19 protein-coding genes are annotated in these 18,649 nt (G+C 64.8%); 11 read left to right on the top strand and 8 right to left on the bottom strand.

The features are described 5' to 3' along the window. The first annotated feature begins 75 nt into the window (after positions 1-75). Genes fabA through ESZ60_RS02920 form a run of 4 tightly spaced genes read left to right on the top strand, consistent with a single transcriptional unit; the run spans position 76 to position 3,464 of the window. Positions 76-585, top strand: a complete 510-nt coding sequence (gene fabA / locus ESZ60_RS02905; protein ID WP_134678904.1) for a bifunctional 3-hydroxydecanoyl-ACP dehydratase/trans-2-decenoyl-ACP isomerase — start codon at positions 76-78, stop codon at positions 583-585. A gap of 27 nt (positions 586-612) precedes the next feature. Then, entirely contained in the window at positions 613-1,842 is a 1,230-nt protein-coding gene (fabB, locus tag ESZ60_RS02910) for a beta-ketoacyl-ACP synthase I (RefSeq protein WP_134678905.1), read from the top strand. 6 nt (positions 1,843-1,848) lie between these two features. Beyond that, positions 1,849-2,637, top strand: coding sequence for an enoyl-ACP reductase FabI (locus ESZ60_RS02915; RefSeq protein ID WP_134678906.1), 789 nt, complete (start codon positions 1,849-1,851; stop codon positions 2,635-2,637). Then, complete coding sequence (locus tag ESZ60_RS02920) at positions 2,637-3,464, top strand: alpha/beta fold hydrolase (RefSeq protein ID WP_134678907.1); 828 nt, start codon at positions 2,637-2,639, stop codon at positions 3,462-3,464. The genes ESZ60_RS02915 and ESZ60_RS02920 overlap by 1 nt, the downstream gene beginning before the upstream one ends. Before the next feature lie 18 nt (positions 3,465-3,482). On the opposite strand, the gene ESZ60_RS02925 is transcribed toward ESZ60_RS02920, so the two are convergent. From ESZ60_RS02925 to ESZ60_RS02940, 4 genes are all read right to left on the bottom strand, one after another. Continuing rightward, on the bottom strand, positions 3,483-4,508 hold the full coding sequence (locus ESZ60_RS02925) for a hypothetical protein (protein ID WP_134678908.1): 1,026 nt from the start codon (positions 4,506-4,508) through the stop codon (positions 3,483-3,485). A gap of 109 nt (positions 4,509-4,617) precedes the next feature. Next, positions 4,618-5,712, bottom strand: a complete 1,095-nt coding sequence (locus tag ESZ60_RS02930) for a DUF475 domain-containing protein (protein ID WP_134678909.1) — start codon at positions 5,710-5,712, stop codon at positions 4,618-4,620. A gap of 171 nt (positions 5,713-5,883) precedes the next feature. Further along, the gene (locus ESZ60_RS02935) at positions 5,884-7,272 is read right to left on the bottom strand and encodes a sensor histidine kinase (RefSeq protein WP_134678910.1); all 1,389 of its coding nucleotides are present in this window, start codon (positions 7,270-7,272) and stop codon (positions 5,884-5,886) included. 11 nt (positions 7,273-7,283) lie between these two features. Further along, the gene (locus ESZ60_RS02940; RefSeq protein ID WP_134678911.1) at positions 7,284-7,955 is read right to left on the bottom strand and encodes a response regulator transcription factor; all 672 of its coding nucleotides are present in this window, start codon (positions 7,953-7,955) and stop codon (positions 7,284-7,286) included. Between the two features lie 150 nt (positions 7,956-8,105). Between ESZ60_RS02940 and ESZ60_RS02945 the strand changes: the two genes are divergently transcribed. The 6 genes from ESZ60_RS02945 (at position 8,106) to aqpZ (ending at position 13,879) form a co-directional block, all read left to right on the top strand. Then, positions 8,106-9,110, top strand: coding sequence for an ABC transporter substrate-binding protein (locus ESZ60_RS02945; RefSeq protein WP_245155552.1), 1,005 nt, complete (start codon positions 8,106-8,108; stop codon positions 9,108-9,110). Positions 9,111-9,296: 186 nt separating this feature from the next. Beyond that, the gene (locus ESZ60_RS02950; RefSeq protein ID WP_134678913.1) at positions 9,297-10,238 is read left to right on the top strand and encodes a Bug family tripartite tricarboxylate transporter substrate binding protein; all 942 of its coding nucleotides are present in this window, start codon (positions 9,297-9,299) and stop codon (positions 10,236-10,238) included. Next, on the top strand, positions 10,235-10,729 hold the full coding sequence (locus tag ESZ60_RS02955; protein ID WP_134678914.1) for a tripartite tricarboxylate transporter TctB family protein: 495 nt from the start codon (positions 10,235-10,237) through the stop codon (positions 10,727-10,729). Before ESZ60_RS02950 ends, ESZ60_RS02955 begins: the two co-directional genes overlap by 4 nt. Before the next feature lie 3 nt (positions 10,730-10,732). Continuing rightward, positions 10,733-12,250, top strand: coding sequence for a tripartite tricarboxylate transporter permease (locus tag ESZ60_RS02960; protein WP_134678915.1), 1,518 nt, complete (start codon positions 10,733-10,735; stop codon positions 12,248-12,250). Between the two features lie 132 nt (positions 12,251-12,382). Beyond that, positions 12,383-12,535 carry a hypothetical protein gene (locus ESZ60_RS20670; RefSeq protein ID WP_167620040.1) on the top strand — a complete coding sequence of 51 codons (153 nt, stop codon included), beginning with the start codon at positions 12,383-12,385 and terminating at the stop codon, positions 12,533-12,535. Positions 12,536-13,192: 657 nt separating this feature from the next. Next, complete coding sequence (gene aqpZ, locus ESZ60_RS02965; RefSeq protein ID WP_134679011.1) at positions 13,193-13,879, top strand: aquaporin Z; 687 nt, start codon at positions 13,193-13,195, stop codon at positions 13,877-13,879. Positions 13,880-13,896: 17 nt separating this feature from the next. On the opposite strand, the gene glmS is transcribed toward aqpZ, so the two are convergent. Together glmS and glmU are read right to left on the bottom strand one after the other, a co-directional pair. Beyond that, the gene (gene glmS / locus ESZ60_RS02970; RefSeq protein ID WP_134678916.1) at positions 13,897-15,714 is read right to left on the bottom strand and encodes a glutamine--fructose-6-phosphate transaminase (isomerizing); all 1,818 of its coding nucleotides are present in this window, start codon (positions 15,712-15,714) and stop codon (positions 13,897-13,899) included. Between the two features lies 1 nt (position 15,715). Beyond that, positions 15,716-17,056, bottom strand: coding sequence for a bifunctional UDP-N-acetylglucosamine diphosphorylase/glucosamine-1-phosphate N-acetyltransferase GlmU (glmU, locus tag ESZ60_RS02975; RefSeq protein WP_134678917.1), 1,341 nt, complete (start codon positions 17,054-17,056; stop codon positions 15,716-15,718). 102 nt (positions 17,057-17,158) lie between these two features. Here glmU and ESZ60_RS02980 point away from each other — a divergent pair, with 102 nt between their 5' ends. Then, entirely contained in the window at positions 17,159-17,836 is a 678-nt protein-coding gene (locus ESZ60_RS02980) for an HAD-IA family hydrolase (protein WP_134678918.1), read from the top strand. A gap of 38 nt (positions 17,837-17,874) precedes the next feature. On the opposite strand, the gene bfr is transcribed toward ESZ60_RS02980, so the two are convergent. Both bfr and ESZ60_RS02990 read right to left on the bottom strand, forming a co-directional pair. Continuing rightward, on the bottom strand, positions 17,875-18,360 hold the full coding sequence (bfr, locus tag ESZ60_RS02985) for a bacterioferritin (protein ID WP_134678919.1): 486 nt from the start codon (positions 18,358-18,360) through the stop codon (positions 17,875-17,877). Beyond that, positions 18,308-18,598 (bottom strand): (2Fe-2S)-binding protein, encoded by a 291-nt coding sequence (locus ESZ60_RS02990; RefSeq protein ID WP_134678920.1) that lies wholly within the window; start codon positions 18,596-18,598, stop codon positions 18,308-18,310. Before ESZ60_RS02990 ends, bfr begins: the two co-directional genes overlap by 53 nt. Positions 18,599-18,649: the final 51 nt, after the last annotated feature.

The raw sequence follows: 18,649 nt of genomic DNA on the forward strand, positions 1-18,649 counted from the left end.
GGCAACCGCCGCGCCAATCATCTATGACGCCACGTCACATCGACGATCAGTCATCTCGAGGGAGCCAAGACGCGCATGACCATGACCCGGACCAGCTTTGACAAAGAAGACCTGCTGGCCTGCGCCCGTGGCGAGTTGTTCGGACCCGGCAATGCGCAACTTCCCGAGCCCCCGATGCTGATGATGGACCGCATCACCGAGGTTTCGGCCGATGGCGGGCTGCATGGCAAGGGCCATATCGTCGCCGAGTTCGACATCAACCCGGACCTGTGGTTCTTCTCGTGCCATTTCCCCGGCAACCCGATCATGCCGGGCTGCCTTGGCCTTGACGGGCTGTGGCAGCTGACCGGCTTCAACCTTGGCTGGCGCGGCTGGACCGGGCGCGGCTATGCGCTTGGCGTCGGCGAAGTGAAACTCACCGGCATGGTCCGTCCGGATCGCAAAATGCTGCGTTATTATGTAGACTTCACCAAGGCCGTGCAGACCCGCCGCCTGACCATGGGCGTCGCGGATGGCCGCGTCGAGGCCGATGGCGAAGTGATCTACCAAGTCAAAGACATGAAAGTCGCGCTGTCGGAAAGCTGACTTCGCAACCGAATTCAGGAGAACCCCATGCGCCGCGTCGTCGTCACTGGTCTAGGCATCGTTTCCAGCATCGGTAACAATGCCTCCGAAGTCCTTGCCTCGCTGAAAGCCGGAAAGTCCGGAATCACCGCGAACGAGGACATGAAAGAATATGGTTTCCGCAGCCAGGTCGCTGGCGCGGTGAAGCTCGACCCCAAGGAGCTTATCGACAAACGCGTGCTGCGCTTCATGGGTCCGGGTGCCGCCTATGGCTATCTCGCCATGCAGCAGGCCATCACTGACGCGGGGCTTGAGGAAAGCGATGTCGTGAACCCGCGCACCGGCCTGATCGCCGGTTCGGGTGGTCCCTCCACCTCATCGATGTTCGCGGCGCATCAGACGGTACTGTCCTCGGGCGCGCCGAAAAAAATCGGCCCCTTCGCCGTGCCGAAATGTATGAGCTCGACGATTTCGGCGAACCTTTCGACCGCGTTCCGCATCAAGGGCGTGAACTATTCGATCACCTCGGCCTGCTCGACCTCGCTGCATTGCATCGGCAATGCCGCCGAGCAGATTGCGATGGGCCGTCAGGACATTATGTTCGCGGGCGGTGCCGAGGAGTTGGACTGGACGCTTTCGTGCCTTTTCGACGCGATGGGTGCGATGTCGTCGAAATATAACGACCAGCCGGAAAAAGCCTCGCGCGCCTTCGACGCGAACCGCGACGGTTTCGTCATCTCCGGCGGCGGCGGCATTCTGGTTCTGGAAGAACTGGAACACGCGAAAGCCCGCGGCGCCAAGATCTATGCCGAGGTCACCGGCTATGCCGCGACCTCGGACGGGCATGACATGGTTGCCCCCTCGGGCGAGGGCGGCGAGCGCGCGATGCGTCTGGCGCTGGAAACCCTGCAGCCGGGCCGCAAGGTCGGCTATATCAACGCCCATGGCACCTCGACCCCGGTCGGCGATGTCGGCGAGGTCCAGGCCGTCCGCCGCGTCTTTGGCGAAGGCTCGACGCCGCTGATTTCCTCGACCAAGTCGATGACCGGCCATAGCCAAGGCGCGACCGGCGCGCAGGAGGCCGTCTATTGCCTCTTGATGCTGGACAATGACTTCATCGCGCCTTCGATCAATGTCGAGACGCTGGACCCCGCCATTCATCAGGGCGAAATTGCAACGCGCCTGATCGAAAATGCCGGGCTGGATACGGTTATGACCAACTCCTTCGGCTTTGGCGGTACCAACGGCTCGATGCTGCTGTCCAAATATCTCGGGTAAGAGAACATGACGGATTTGATGAAGGGAAAACGCGGCCTTGTGATGGGGGTCGCGAATGAACGCTCGATCGCTTGGGGCATCGCGAAGGCGCTGGCCGATCAAGGCGCGGAACTGGCATTTTCCTATCAGGGCGAGGCTTTCGGCAAACGCGTCGAGCCTCTGGCCGCTTCGGTCGGCTCGGATTTCCTGCTGGATGTGGACGTGACCGATGACGCCTCGCTCGATGCGGCTTTCGGTCAGATCGAGGCGCGCTGGGGCAAACTGGACTTTGTCGTCCATGCCATCGCTTTTTCTGACAAGAACGAACTGACCGGCCGTTTCGTCGATACCTCGCGCGAGAATTTCAAGAACTCGCTGACGATTTCCTGCTACTCGCTGGTCGATGTGGCACGCCGCGCGCGTCCGCTGATGACCGAAGGCGGCACGATCCTGACGCTGACCTATGGCGGCTCGAACCGGGTGACGCCCTTCTATAACGTGATGGGTGTGGCCAAGGCGGCGCTGGAATCGGCGGTGCGTTACCTCGCCAACGATCTCGGCCCCGAGGGCATCCGCGTCAATGCGATCAGCCCCGGCCCGATGAAGACCTTGGCCGGTGCGGCCATTGGTGGCGCGCGCAAGACCTATCGCCATACCGAGGCCAATGCGCCGCTGCGCTCGAACGCGACGCTGGAATCGATCGGCGGCACAGCGGTCTGGCTCTGCTCGGACTGGGGCGCCTGCACCACCGGCGAGATCGTCCTGGTCGATGGCGGCTACCACGTCCTCGGGATGCCGCAATCGGAAAACCTGTAATGGAGTTGCGCCATTTCACTGCCGGAGATGGCGCGCGCCTCGCCTATCGCGACCAGGGAGAGGGGCTGGTCGTGCTGGCTCTGTCCGGCCTGACCCGAAATGGCAGCGATTTCGACTATCTCGCGCCGCACCTGGACGGGTTGCGGCTGATCCGCCCCGATTACCGCGGCCGCGGCGATTCCGAATGGACCGGCACCGCGACCTACAATGTCCAGCGCGAGGCCCGCGATGCGCTTGACCTGCTCGACCATCTGGAAATCGAACAGGCGGCGATCCTTGGCACCTCGCGCGGCGGCATCGTCGGCATGTATCTGGCCGCGACCTCGGCCAACCGGCTGCATGGGCTCTGCCTCAACGATGTCGGCCCCGTGCTGCACCGCCCCGGCCTTGAGCGGATCAAGGATTACGTCGGCCGCAATCCCGCCGCCCGCAGCCATGAGGATCTGGCGCGGAAGCTGCCGGGGCTGATGCCGGAATTTCGCAATATCCCGGCCGATCGCTGGCTGGACGAGGCCCGCCGACACTATATCGAAACCGAGGCGGGGTTGAGGATCAATTACGATCCGGGGCTGCGCGAATCTTTTCTGGCCGCCTTTGACGGGCCGCAGATCGATCTGTGGCCGCTTTTCGACGCCGCCCGTGATCTGCCGCTGGCCTTGATCCGAGGTGCGAATTCCGACCTCTTGTCGCCCGAGACCGCCGCCGAGATGCGTCGCCGCCGCCCCGACATGATCTATGCCGAAGTGCCCGATCGGGGCCATATCCCCTATCTTGACGAACCCGAGGCGCTGCACGCCATCGCGGATTGGCTCAGGCTAATCGGCTAGGCTCGGGTCCAGACCCGGTCACGGGCCTGCCGTCACCCCTGTCAGGGGTTGGCTGGTAACGACCTCCCAGGTGATTTCCTGCATCCGTCGGGCAAGTTCCGGTGATGGGGCGGTGGCGCGGGTGCCGTCCGCGCGCAGCAATTCATAGGGCAGCCCAAGCGGATCCCGGCCATAGATCACCGCATAATGGGTCAAGGCGACCAGATAGACGCCCAGATCATTGGGATGGATCGGGTCAAGCGCACCGTCCGGCATTCGGGCAAACAGATCCTCGCGGCTCTTTATCTCGCCAATGCCACCCGTGGCCTCGGCTTCCGAGACCAGCCTCGCCATGACCTGCCCCACCGGGATCAGCCAGACCGGCTTGTCGGCTCGGCGTGCGGCAGACCACAGAAGTTGGCTCCACCCGCGTTCGAAATCATCGGGAATACGCGCGAGCCAATCCGGGGGGTCCTCGAGCCCATGCCAGCTTTCATAAAGAAAGATCTCGGTTTGCGGGCTGCGCTCGGCGGCCAGCGCGGCCCATTCTCCGGCATAGGTGATGGCCTCTTCGTAGAGGATCGCATCCTTCAGCCGCACCATCTCGGTCATCACGAAAGCGCCATATTGGCGACTGTCCAGAGCCTCGCGCGGATCACGGAAATGGGGCGTCCTGTTTTCCTCGGCAAAGCCATACACCGCCTCGGGTCCGCGGTGATGGCTGCGCAGGGACGCGCCCCAGCCAAGCTGCAATGCGTATTCGTGCCCCGCCATCTGCGCCAGCATGGCCGGCATGTCCCGGCCGACGAGGCTATGGCCCAGATGATAGGTCCGGACCGGACCCACGGGCAGCGGACGAACCTGCGTGTAAAGCGCGCGCAGATCCGATCCATCATCATGGCGCGGCATGGATGCCGGCATGACCCGCCAGCCCGTAGCCGCGAGGACCGCAAGCGCCACGGCGACCAGCCCCAGCCGGGGAATCCAGCCGCCCCGCCAGCGCAGCGCGAGATAGAGGGACAGTCCCGCGACAAGCACCGCGGCCAGGATCAGGATGTATCGCACGCTTACCCCACTCATCATCAACAAGGTGAGGCTACAGCAGACGGCGCGCGCGGCGACAAAAAAAGCCGCCCCAAAAGGGGGCGGCCATGCATCTTTGCGGGGACGGCGATCAGGCCTCGGCGTGCCGCTTGCGATTCCAGCGGATCGAGGACCAGAGCGAGATCCCGATCAGGGTCGCACCGCCAAGGCCGGTGATGACCTCGGGGATATGCACCAGCGGCTGGACGAACATGATGACCGACAGCGCGATGATCGCATAGAAAGCGCCGTGTTCGAGGAAGCGGTATTCGGCCAGCGTGCCGCGCTCGACCAGCATGATGGTCATCGAGCGGACATACATCGCGCCGATGCCAAGGCCGATGGCGATGACGAACAGGTTGTGGGTCAGGGCAAAGGCCCCGATCACGCCGTCGAAGCTGAAGGACGCGTCCAGAACCTCGAGGTAAAGGAAGGCCCCGAGGCCGCCCTTGGCGCCCGCCTGCAGCGTCTGCTGCTGGGTGCTGTCCAGAAGGCCGCCCAGAACCTCGACCAGAAGGAAGGTCAGCAGGCCCCAGATCGCCGAGCGGAAGAAGACCTCGGATTCGGCCTCGCCCAGGAAGCGCGAGAAGATCAGGACGGTGACGAGGACGATGGCGACCTCGATGCCGCGGATCGTGGCATAGCGCTGCATCTTGTCTTCAAGCCAGCGCACCCAATGGACGTCCTTTTCATGGTCGAAGAAGAAGGACAGGCCCACCATCATCAGGAAGGTGCCGCCAAAGGCCGCGATGGGCAGATGCGCGTCATGCATGATGCGCGAATATTCATCGGGCTGGCTTGCCGCCATGACCATCGCGTCCCAAGGCCCGATATTGGCCGCAATGACGACGATGAGCAGCGGAAAGACGATCCGCATGCCAAAGACGGCGATGACGATGCCCCAAGTCAGGAAGCGATGCTGCCATTCCGGGGTCATGTCCTTGAGTTTGTTGGCGTTGACAATGGCGTTGTCAAAGCTCAGCGAGATTTCCAGCACCGCCAGAACGGCGCAGATGAAAAACACCGACAGCATCCCGCCGATCGTCCCGGTCGTCATCCAGCCCAGATAGGCGCCAAGCGCAAGGCCGACGGCGGTGACGATGAAGGACCACCGAAAATAGCTCAGGGTCGATGCTTGTGCTCCATTCGCGGTCCCGCCCGCGAGAGGGTTGCTTCCTTGCTGCATGTGAGAACAAAGGTCCAGGCGGCTGGTCAAAGATCGGTGCCGACATCACGAACGTGCCGCCACGTCCGCCAGAGGGGCCCGGACACCAAACAGTATTCACGCATTCGCGAATGGCGCGAAGATGGCGCGTCGCCACGCCGAACGCAAGCGTGAACTGTCATTTTCCCATGATCAAAGCCCGCCACGGGCGCTTGGCAGGGAGATACGGGCGCAAAGCCCCTGTCCCTGTGCCCCGACCGACAGGGCCAGCCGGCCTCCGAACAGGGCAGCGATCTCATCCACGACGGGTAGGCCAAGCCCCATGCCCGGCCCACCGGTGCGCCCCCGCGCGAAACGGCTGATCGCGCTGGCATGGGCCTCGGGCGGGATGCCCGGCCCATCATCCTCAACCTCAAGCACGGCCAGCACTGCCTCGTCCCGGACCCGGACCGTGATCAGCCCTCCGTCCCGGCCATGGAGCATCGCGTTCGAGATCAGGTTGCGCAGGGCCTCGCCCAGCAAGAGCGGCTCGGCCCGGACCAGCACGGGGCTCTCGGCCCCCTCATAGCCAAGGTCGATCCCGGCCTCTGCGGCGGCAGGGATATGGTCGGCAGTGATCTCGCGGGCGAAGGCGGCCAGATCCATCGGTTCGGGCGCCCGCCCCGAGGCGGCATCCACCTTGGCCAGCAGCAGAAGCTGAGCCAAGATCCGCTCGGCATGGGCAACAGCCGCATCGCCCTTGCGCGCGGCCTCCTGCGCCTCGGCAAGGCTTCCGGCGCGCGAGGCCAGCGCAAGCTGCGTTCGCACCACGGCAAGGGGCGTGCGCAATTGATGCCCGGCATTGCCGGTGAAATTGCGCAGCCCGTCCAGCGCCGATTTCAGCCGCGACATGAACAGGTTGATCGTGCCCACCAGCCCGCGCACCTCGGAAGGAACGCGGGTCTCGACCGGGCTGAGGTCATCGGGGCTCCGCTCGGCAATCGCCTCGCCCAGCCGATGAAGCGGACGCAGGGAAACCGTGACGGCGATCCCCACGATCAGCGCCGCGCCAAGGATCATCAGGGCCAGCCGCAAGGCCGACCGCATCAGGATGGTCCGCGTAAGTTCCACGCGCGCCCGCGTCGTTTCGGCGACGGTCACGACAAAGGGCACTTCGTCGATCCCGGTCGAGGCCGCGCGGGCAAGGCTCGCCACGCGCACCGGCTCGCCACGGAAGGAACGATCGGCAAAGGCCGGATCAGCCCCCTGCTGCGCCGGAGCCGCCGGCAGATCGGCATAGCCCGTGACCAGATGCCCCGGCGGGCCATCGACCCGGTAGAAAACGCGGTCTTCGGCGGCGGAACTGAGCATTTCCAGCGCGCCATAGGGAATTTCGATGGCGATGCGGCCATCCTGATCTAGCGAGGCCCGCTCGGCGATCACCAGCGCAGATCCGGCCAGCACCCGGTCGGCCAGCGCATTCGCCATGCGTTCGGCCTCGCGCCATGTGTCCCACAGCGCCAGCGTTCCAAAGGCGGCCGTCGCGATCAAGAGCCAGGACAGCAGCCGCCGCCGGATGGAAAAGGGCCGTCTGCGGGACATCCCTGCCGGTCTCAAATTGCCGCCCGGTCGAGAAAATAACCGATCCCGCGCGCTGTCTTCACCGTCAGCCCGGCCGGGGCAAGCCGCTTGCGCAAGCGGCTGACATATTGCTCGATCGCATTGGCCGAGAGGTCGTCTTCCAGCGAAGTCAGGGATTGCACGATGGTTTCACGTGGCACGACCTTGCCCGCGCGCGTGATCAGAAGTTCCAGAAGTCCGCGTTCCCGCGCCGGCAACTCCAGAGGTTGATCGCCAAGGGTAAAGCTGCGGCTGTTGCGGTCAAGGCTCAGCCCTCCGAAACTGACCGTCGCCGTGCGCAGCCCCGCCTGACGGCGCAGCAGAGAGCGGATGCGGGCCTCGAACTCGCCGATATCAAAGGGTTTGATCAGGTAATCATCCGCCCCAAGGTCAAGCCCCTTCACCCTTTCTTCGGGTGCCCCGCGCGCCGTCAGGATCATCACCGCCGCCGTATTGCGGCGCGCGCGCATCGCACGCAGCACCTCCAGCCCGTCCATCTGCGGCAGGTTCAGGTCAAGGATCACCAGATCGAAGCTTTCGGCCGCCGTCACCGCCTCGGCGGAAGCGCCGTCATGGACCACGTCCACCGCATAGCCCGTTTGCCGCAGCAGGGCCGAAAGTCCCTCGGCAAGCGATAGGTTGTCCTCGACCAGCAAGATGCGCATGTTCCCCCCGATGCCCCGAACCTAACGCCCCGCGCGGCGCTTGTGAACGGGGGCAGGCTGAGGCAATCTCGCGCGATCATGCGCCTGCCTGCTCTTGTTACCGCATTCGCCTTTGCTCTCATGCAATCTGCGCCGGCAGGGGCCGAGGCCATGCTGCTGCCTGCCCCTTCCGGCAGGCCCGAGGCGGAAATCCTGGTCTATTCCTCGCTCGATAACGATCTGGCGGCCCCCTTGCTGCAGGCCTTTCAGGCGCGCCGCCCCGGCATTGCCATCCGCTACGAGAACCTGCTGACCGGTGATCTGCATGACCGGATCGTTTCGGAAACGCAGGCGGGAACCGGCACGGCGGATCTGACCTTTTCCTCGGCGATGGACCTGCAGGTCAAGCTGGCCAATGACGGTTTCGCGCGACCGGTCGTCACGCCCGACACATCCGGCTGGCCCGACTGGGCGAATTGGCGCGACACGGCCTATGCGCTGACCTTCGAGCCCGCGGTCTTTGCCTATCACAAGCCAAGCTTCGCAGAGGACGCGCCACCGGCAACGCGGGCGGACCTGATGCGCTGGATGGAAGAGCGCCCCGATCAGGCGCAGGGCCGGATCGGCACCTATGACATCGCGCGCTCGGGGGTGGGCTATCTGTTCATGGCCCGAGACCAAGAGCTTTACGAGGGCATCTGGCAAGTGGTCTCGGCCATGGGCCGTGCGGGCGTGCAGCAATATGCGACGACCGCCGATCTGCTCGAGCGCATCTCAGACGGGCGGCTTGCGGTGGGCTACAACCTGCTGGGCTCTTATGCTGCGGAATGGGCGCGCAACAATCCCGATCTCGGGCTGATCCTGCCGCGCGATTTCACGGTCGTGGTGTCACGGGTGGCCTTGGTCCCCGCTGCGGCGCGCCGCCCCGATCTGGGCACAGACCTGCTGGCCTTCCTGATGTCGCCCGAGGGCCAGAGATTGCTGTCGCGAACGCTTCGACTATCCGCGGTCAGCCTTGAAGTCGCTGGGCAGAGCAATCCGGCGGGGGGGATGCAGGATCTGGCCGGGCTGCGACTGAAACCCGTGCCAGTCAGCCCCGGTCTTCTGGCCTATCTGGATCAGGCAACGCGCAACCGCCTGCTCGCGCGCTGGAACGACGCCATCGCCGGGCGCTGAAGTTTTTCCTGAAATCACGGGGCCGTGTCAGGTCCATGACAGGTTCCTGTGGTGAAACGGAAGCCGGATCGGCCTGTCCGGTCCTCGGAGGATGCCCCGCGCTTTGGGAGAAGCCGGGGTCTGATCGAACAACAAGACATGCGACCGTGCGGCATCGACCGGCGCGGCGCCCTGCGGAGGAATGTCATGAAGCAATTCGTTCTCGCCAGCCTGTTTGCCGGCGCCCTCGCCATGCCCGCCATGGCCGATTACACCATTATCGCGCCGGCCAATCCGGGCGGTGGCTGGGACCAGACCGCGCGCACCATGCAGACCGTGATGCAGGAAGAGGGCATCAGCCCCTCGGCCCAGGTTCAGAACGTCCCCGGCGCGGGCGGCACCATCGGGCTTGCGCAATTCGCCAGCCAGAACAAGGGCAACGCGGATGCGCTGATCGTCGGCGGCTATGTCATGGTCGGCGCGATCCTGACCAACAACTCGCCCGTTTCGCTCAAGGACGTGACCCCGATCGCGCGCCTGACCGGCGAATACGAGGCCATCGTCGTCCCCGCGGCATCGCCCATTCAGGACATGAAGGGTCTGGTCGAGGCGCTCAAGGCCGATCCCGGCGCGGTCAGCTGGGCCGGTGGTTCGGCGGGCGGCACAGACCACATCGCCGTGGGCCTGATCGCCAAGGCGGCGGGCGTCGATCCGACCAAGATCAACTACATCGCCTATTCCGGCGGCGGCGAGGCGCTGGCCGCGATCCTCGGCAATCAGGTGACGGCGGGGGTCTCGTCGCTGGGCGAGTTCGATGCCCAGATCAAGGCGGGCACGCTGCGTCTGCTGGCCGTCTCGTCGCCCGAGCGCATCGAGGGCGTCGACGCGCCGACGCTGAAAGAGGCCGGTCTGGACGTGGAATTGCAGAACTGGCGCATGGTCGCCGCCGCGCCGGGCCTGTCCGACGAGCAAAAGGCTAAAGTCACCGCCGATGTCGAAAAGATGGTCAAATCCGAGAACTGGCAGAAGCAGCTTTCCGACAAGGGTTGGGCCGACACCTACCTGTCGGGCGCAGATTTCGACGCCCAGCTTGAAAAGGACGTGACCTCGACCGAGGCCGTCCTCAAGGATATCGGTCTGGTGAAATGACCAGCCCCGAACCGCAAAATCAGCGTCGCCGTGATACGGCGGCGCTGGTCGTCGCCGCCGGTCTGGCCGTGATCGCGGGCGTGATGCTGTGGGACAGCGCGCGCCTTGCCGATCTGGGGGGCTATTCCGGCGTGGGTCCGGCCTCTGTGCCGCGTGTGGTCGCATTCGGCCTGCTGGGACTGTCGCTCTGGACCGTCATCGCCGCACTCAAGGGCGATTTCCCCGAGCGTCCCGCGCAGAACGTACCGCCCGTCCTATGGATCATCGCGGGCCTCGCCGCGCAGCTTCTGCTGCTGCATGTCACGGGCTTTTCGATCGCCACGGGCGTACTTTTCGCCTTTACCGCGCGGGCCTTCGGCAAGACAAATCTCGCCATGACCCTGCCCATCGGCATCGTCTTTGCCTTTGCGGTCTGGGCGGTCTTCTCACAACTTCTGATGCTGCATCTGCCTGCCGGCCCGCTTGAGCATCTGCTCTTTCCGGGGGCCTGAGTCATGGGCGCGTTCGATTTTCTTCTGCAAGGCCTCGCCACCGCCGCCGAGCCGATGATGCTGCTTTACGCGCTGATCGGCGTGACGCTGGGCACCGCCGTGGGCGTTCTGCCCGGCATCGGCCCGGCGCTGACCGTGGCGCTGCTCTTGCCCGTCACATACCGGCTGGATGCGGCGGGTTCGCTCATCATGTTCGCGGGCATCTATTATGGCGGGATGTATGGCGGCTCGACCACCTCGATCCTGCTCAATACGCCCGGTGAAAGTGCCTCGATCATCACGGCGCTCGAAGGCAACAAAATGGCCCGCAAGGGGCGCGGAGGCCCAGCGCTGGCCACCGCCGCCATCGGTTCCTTCATCGCGGGCCTGATTGCGACGCTGCTTCTGGCCTTTCTGGCGCCCAGCATCGTCAAGGTCGCGCTGGTCTTTGGCCCGCGTGAATATTTCGCGCTGATGGTGCTGGCTTTCGTCACGGTTTCCGCCGCCTTCGGGGATTCCGCGCTGCGCGGGTTGACCTCTCTGTTTCTGGGCCTTGCGCTGGCCTGCGTGGGCATCGACCAGTTGACCGGTCAGGCGCGGCTGTCCTTCGGCGTGCCTGAGCTGCTGGACGGGATCGAGGTCACCACCATGGCCGTCGCCATGTTCGCCGTCGGCGAGGCGCTGTTCATCGCCGGGCAACGCAATGTCCAGGCTGACGAGGTGACTGCGGTCAAGGGCTCGATCTGGATGAGCCGCGCGGATTGGGCGCGCTCGTGGAAGCCATGGCTTCGCGGCACCTTCCTGGGCTTTCCCATCGGGGCCATGCCCGCAGGCGGTGCCGAGATCGGGACTTTCTTGTCCTATGCGACCGAAAAGAAGCTGACCAAGCATCCCGAGGAATTCGGCGAGGGAGCAATAGAGGGCGTCGCCGGTCCCGAGGCCGCGAACAACGCCTCGGCCGCCGGGACGCTGGTGCCGCTCTTGACGCTGGGCCTGCCGACCTCGGCCACGGCGGCGATCATGCTGGCGGGCTTCCAGCAATTCGGGCTGCAACCGGGTCCGCTGCTTTTCGCGACCAACCCGACGCTGGTCTGGGGTCTGATCGCCTCGCTCTTGATCGCCAACGCGATGCTGCTGGTCCTGAACCTGCCGATGATCGGGCTTTGGGTGAAGCTGCTGACCGTGCCGAAACCCTGGCTTTACGCGGGCATCCTGCTTTTCGCGACGCTGGGCACCATCGGCGCGAACCCCTCCAGCTTCGAGCTGGGGATGCTGCTGGCCTTTGGCGTGCTGGGCTATGTGATGCGGCTCTTTGGCTATCCCATCGCGCCCATCGTCGTTGGCCTGATCCTTGGCCCCATGGCCGAGCAGCAACTGCGCCGCGCGCTATCGATCAGCCAGGGCGACTGGACGACGCTGGTGCAATCACCCATCGCTGCCGTCCTGCTGGGGATCGCCGCGCTGGCGCTGATCGTTCCGCTGATCCTGCGCGCGCGGGGCAAGGGACAGGTTCTGTCGCAACTCGCGGGCGACGAAGACTGACTATCCCGCGAGTGCGGGCAAAGGCCGCCATGTCCTGAAGGCATGGCGGCTTTGACCCGTTCCCGTGTTGTGGAATCCCGGCACAGGGCACATCTGATGGCTATCGAAACATCAGATCAGTCAGGCAGAAAAATGACCGTCCTCCGCTCCATCCGCTCGGTTTTCAGCACGCTTCGTGCCGCTGTCCATGCCGCCTCGGCGGTTGAGATGCACCGCGTTCCGGCAACCCGCGATCTGAACACGCTTGGCATCGACAAGGACGCCTTCCGCGCGATCCATCTGTAAGGGCAAGCAATCCTTACGACGTGACTAGGTGATGCAATGCCGCTCTGGTTCAGACGAACCAGGGCGGCTTTTCATTTTCACCCTATGTGAGGCCGCGCAAGTCGCTGGCAGGTCCCGGCGCTGCCAAAGAGGTCGTGGCCCCTCCTTGGTGAAAGATGGCGATGCGATCCGGGCCGGGACCACGATTGGCCCGATCATGATCGAGCCACCGGAATTGGCCGCCCGGTAGGGAGCCGCCACATGCAATGCCTTGCGGCCCGCGGGCGAGGATCACCGGGGCGCAGGGCTTTGTCGGGGATCTCTACGTCACGGCAGGAAGCCCGGCGGTCCAACCGACCGCCATTCGAAGAGGAAGCGCAATCCGGCATCGCGGCGGCAATGGGCCGGATGGCATGGGCAATGCACGCACGACCGAGCTCGTTTTGTGGCGCGAGGACGGCCCGGCCACCGCCCAAACGTCTTCCACAGCTGATAATCCTGCGAGGGCGCAGCTAACTTTGTGCCGCGCGTCTATTGAAGCCAAGCTGCAACAGTCCGGGTATCCCGCAAATGCGCGGGTCATTAATCCATTCGGGATCCGGCTCGGGAATGAGACCATTCCGGCGCATTGCTCCAATTTGTCGGCGCGATGGCGGTTTCATCTTGTGGAGACGAATGATGCAGAAGCAATTGTCTGCCGAAGCTCTTGGAACATTCTGGTTGGTTTTCGGAGGTTGTGGCAGTGCGGTTCTGGCCGCTGGCGTGCCGGAACTGGGAATCGGATTTGTTGGTGTATCCATGGCGTTCGGCCTGACGGTCTTGACCATGGCCTATGCGGTGGGTGGCATATCGGGGGGGCATTTCAACCCTGCCGTCACCGTCGGGCTTACCGTGGCCGGGCGTTTCCCGGGATCTTTGGTATTGCCCTATATCCTCGCGCAGCTGGCCGGCGCGATCGCGGCTGCGGCGGTTCTCTACGTGATTGCGTCGGGCAAGGCCGGGGCAGAGTTGGGCAGCTTCGCGGCCAATGGTTACGGCGCTGCTTCGCCCGATGGCTATTCGATGATGGCGGGGCTGCTGGCCGAGATCGTGTTGACCGCGTTCTTCCTGATGGTGATCCTCGGCGTGACGCATGGCCGCGCGCCCGTGGGCTTTGCCCCGATCGCGATCGGCCTTGCGCTGACGCTGATCCACCTGATCTCGATTCCCGTCACCAATACATCGGTCAACCCCGCGCGCTCGACCAGTCAGGCGATCTTTGCCCAAGGCCCGGCCTTGGCGCAGCTCTGGTTGTTCTGGGTCGCTCCGATGATCGGCGCCGCAATTGGCGCGCTCATCTGGAAGGCGTTCGGCGAGACCGACTAACCGCGCGATCCCGCCGCCTATTCCACCGTGACCGACTTGGCGAGGTTGCGCGGCTGATCCACATCCGTGCCCTTCGCCACAGCGGTGTGATAGGCCAGATATTGCATGGGCACGGCGTAAAGAATGGCCGCGAAAGCGCCCCCGCCCGAAGGCATGGTCAGGCTGGCCCGGGTGCCGTGCCCGCCTTTCTCGATGCCCTCGGCATCCGAGATCAGCAGCACCTGCCCGTGACGGGCCATGACCTCCTGCATGTTCGAGACGGTCTTGTCGAACAGCGCATCGCGCGGCGCGACGACCACCACCGGCACGTTGCGGTCGATGAGCGCAATCGGCCCGTGCTTTAGCTCGCCCGAGGCATAGCCCTCGGCATGGATGTAGCTCAGTTCCTTGAGCTTCAGCGCGCCTTCCAACGCGACCGGGTAAAGCGGCCCGCGCCCCAGATAAAGCACGTCCTGCGCCTCGGAGAGCCAGCTTGCGAGGCTGCGGCATTCGTCGCTCACCGAAAGGGTCTGGTTCAGCAGGCCCGGCAGCGCGCGCAGGTCCTCGAGATGGGCGCGCTGCTCGGCATCCGTCAGGCGACCCCGGTCATGCGCGGCCTTCAGCGCAAGCACGGCCAGCACAGCCAATTGGCAGGTGAAGGCTTTGGAAGATGCGACGCCCACCTCGATTCCGGCCAGCGTCGGCAAGGCGATATCGGCATCCCGTGCGATGGCCGAAGTGCCGACATTCACCACGCCCACGGTCTTGGCGACCTTGTCGCGGGCGTAATGCAGGGCGGCCAGCGTGTCGGCGGTTTCGCCGGACTGGCTCACGAACATGGCCCAGCTTTTCGGGGAAAGCGGCGGCTCGCGATAGCGGAATTCCGAGGCCACATCGAGGTCGCAAGGAAGCCCGGCGAGGCTTTCGAACCAGTAGCGCGCGACGCAAGCAGCGTAATAGGCGGTGCCGCAGCCGACCAGCGTCAGACGATCGACATCGGCAAAATTGATCGCCTCGGGCAGGACGATACGGCCGTCCTTGATGTAATGGCTCAGCGCGTCGCCCAGGACGGCGGGCTGCTCGGCGATCTCCTTGGCCATGAAATGGCGATAGCCGCCCTTGTCGATCTGGGTCGCCCCCACGTCGATCTGCTGGATCTCGCGGTTCGCGGGTGCGCCGGCGGCGTTGAAGATTTCGGCCCCTTCACGGGTGATGATCGCGTGATCGCCGTCTTCCAGATAGGTGATGCGGTCGGTGAAGGGCGACAGCGCCACCGCGTCCGAGCCGATGAACATCTCGCCCTTGCCATGGCCGACCGCGAGCGGGCTGCCCTTGCGCGCGGCGATCATCAGGTTGCCCTCGCCCTCGAACAGGAAGGCCAGCGCGAAGGCCCCGTGAAGGCGGGCCAGCGTCGCACGGGCGGCCTCGACCGGGCTATTGCCTTGATCCATGTGCCAGGCGGTCATGAGCGCCACGATCTCGGTATCGGTCTCGGATTCGGGCGTGAGCCCCAGCGAGATCACCTCGTCGCGCAACTCGCGGAAGTTCTCGATGATGCCGTTATGGACCACGGCGACGGGGCCGCGGCGATGCGGATGGGCATTGGCCTCGGTCGCGGCGCCATGCGTGGCCCAGCGGGTATGGCCGATCCCGGCATGTCCCGGCAGCGGCTCATGCACCAGCCGGTCGGACAGGTTCACCAGCTTGCCGACCGCGCGACGGCGGTTTAGCTGCCCCGAGGCGTCCACGGTCGCCACCCCCGCGCTGTCATAGCCGCGATATTCCAGCCGCTTCAGCGCCTCGACCAGTTGCGGCGAGACCTCGTGGCTGCCCAGAATGCCGATGATTCCGCACATGTTACTGACCCTTCTTCTGGCGCAGCGCCTGCATCAGGCGGGTGGCGAGGCCGGGCTTGTTCACTTGCCGCGAGCGACCCAGCGCCATCGCGTCATCCGGCACGTCCTCGGTGATGACCGAGCCCGAGCCGGTCATGGCGCGGTTGCCGACGCGCACCGGCGCGACCAGCATCGTGTCCGAGCCGATGAAGGCGTTGGCCCCGATCTCGGTCCGGTGCTTGCCGACGCCGTCGTAATTGCAGGTGACGGTGCCGGCGCCGATATTCGTGGCCTCGCCGATGTGGGCGTCGCCCAGATAGGTCAGGTGGCCGACCTTGACGCCTTCGTCCAGCACCGAGTTCTTGATCTCGACGAAATTGCCGACATGGACATCGCCGCCCAATTCCGCACCGGGACGCAGGCGCGCGAAGGGGCCGACGGTCGCGCCGGAACTGATATGGCAGCCTTCGAGATGGCAGAAGGGCAGGATCTCGGCTCCGCTTTCCACGGTGACGCCGGGACCGAAGACCACGTTCTGCCCGATGATGGCATCGCGCCCGACATAGGTGTCGAGCGCGAACCAGACGGTCGCCGGATCGGTCAGGGTCACGCCATCCTCAAGCGCGCGGGCGCGGGCGCGGGTCTGGAAGGCAGCTTCGGCGGCGGCGAGTTCCTCGCGGGTGTTGATGCCCAAAGTCTCGGCTTCGTCGCAGGTGACGACCTCGACGCGGCGGCCCTCGGCGCGGGCGAACGCGGGGATATCGGTCAGGTAATATTCGCCCGCCGCATTGGCATTGCCGATGCGCGGCAGAAGCGCGCGCAGCAGGTCCGCATCGGCGGCCAGAACGCCGGAATTGACCAGACGGATGGCGCGGGTGGCCTCATCGGCATCCTTGTATTCGACGATGCGCTCTAGCCCCTCGGGACCAGTGACGAGGCGGCCATAGCGGCCGGGATCGGCGGCCTCGAAGCCCAGCACGACGACATCGGCATGGTGGCTCGCCAGCGCCAGCAAAGTGTCCTCGCCGATGAAGGGGGTGTCGCCGTAAAGCACGATGACGCGGCCCTCGAAGCCCTCGAGATGCGGCAGCGCCTGCTGCACGGCATGGGCGGTGCCCAGTTGCTCTTCCTGCAGGGCGATCGCGGCCTCGGAATCAAGCTTGCCGACAGCCTTCTTCACCGCCTCCGCGCCATGTCCGGCAACGACCACGACCTGTTCAGGCTCCAAGGCGCGTCCAACGGCCAGCGCATGGCCCACCAGCGGCACGCCGCCCAGACGATGCAGAACCTTGGGCAGATCCGACTGCATCCGGCTTCCCTGCCCTGCTGCCAGAACGATGAGCGCGACGGGATTGTCTGACATGACGGCCTCTTGCCTGTTTCTTATCTGATCTTGGCGTTCTACCTATGGGGCGGCATCGGGGAAAGTCCCGACCGATCAAACATCTTTACGGAAGGTTACAGCATGGCGGGAACGGTGGTCTTCGATCTGGACGGGACGCTGGCGGATACGTCGGGCGATCTGATCGCGGCCGCGAATGCCTGCTTTTCCGGTCGCGGCCTCGGCCCGCTTCTGGATCCCGTCGCCGATGCGCTGATCGCATTTCACGGCGGACGCGCGATGCTGCGGGCAGGCTATGCGCGCATCGCGGCCGATACGCTGTTGCCCCCCGGTGCCGAGGACGAGGATTATCCGCGCCTGCTCGAGCATTATGCTGGGTGCATCGCGCAGCATACCCGCTTGTATCCGGGAACCGCGAGGGCGCTGGATCTGCTTGCCGAGGCCGGCCACAGGCTTGCCGTCTGCACGAACAAACCCGAGGCCCTCGCTGAAATCCTGTTGCGGGAACTGGGGATACGCGACCGCTTCGCGGCCCTGATCGGGGCTGACACTTTGCCCGTCCGCAAGCCCGATCCCCGCCCCTATGCCGCGGCGGTCGCGGGCGCGGGCGGCGAAATTGCCCGCTCGTTTCTGGTCGGCGATACGGAGACCGACCGCAAGACAGCTTCGGCTGCGGGTGTCAGGGTGGCGTTGGTGGCTTTCGGACCCGAAGGCGAGGCCCTGTCCCGGCTTGCCCCCGAAGCCATGCTTGGACATTTCGATGAATTGCCCGCATTGGCGCAGGACTGGCTTGGGGCGTGAAAAGGGGGCCAGGACGGCCCCCGTTCCCGGTCCCGATGTCACTCGGCCTCGCTGGCCGGTTTCGCGTTCAACTGGCCGTAATTCTGCGCCCCGATCGTCTCGTAGAGATCAAGCTGGGTCTCGAGGAAGTCGATATGGCCTTCCTCATCGGCGATCAGATCCTCGAACAGGTCCTTGCTGACATAGTCCTTGACCGATTCGCAGTGGTCGCGGGCCTCGATATAAAGCGTGCGCGCGTCATGCTCGGCGGCAAGGTCTGATTCCAGCGTCTCGCGCAGATCCTGCCCGATGCGCAGCGGATCCAGCTTTTGCAGATTCGGATGACCTTCAAGGAAGATGATGCGCTGGATCAGCCGATCAGCGTGATGCATTTCCTCGATCGATTCGGCGCGGGACTTGTCGGCGATCTTGCCGAAGCCCCAATCCTCTTGCAGCCGGTAATGCAGCCAATACTGGCTGACGGCGGTCAGCTCAGACCGTAGCGCTGCGTTGAGATATTCGATGACCTTGGCGTCGCCCTTCATCGCTGGCTCCTTTGCGGCTGGCTCTCAGCCCCCGAAGGATCGGGGGCACGGCCAGATTATCGCAATGGCGCATCGTGTCCAGAAACAAGGGCATACAGCCGCCGCAATCGGCGCGTTTGCCGAGGGCGTGGTAGATTTTTCCGGGGGTGATGATGGTCTCGGGATCGGCCGCGCGCATCCAGTCCACCGCCGCGCGGATGTCATGGTCGGAAATCTGGGTGCAATGGCAGACGATCATGTGAGTCACCTAGTCGAATTGGGCAAAACTTACCGATTCCGTCGGCCAAGT

Source organism: Paracoccus ravus (genome assembly GCF_004522175.1).
GTDB lineage: Bacteria > Pseudomonadota > Alphaproteobacteria > Rhodobacterales > Rhodobacteraceae > Paracoccus > Paracoccus ravus.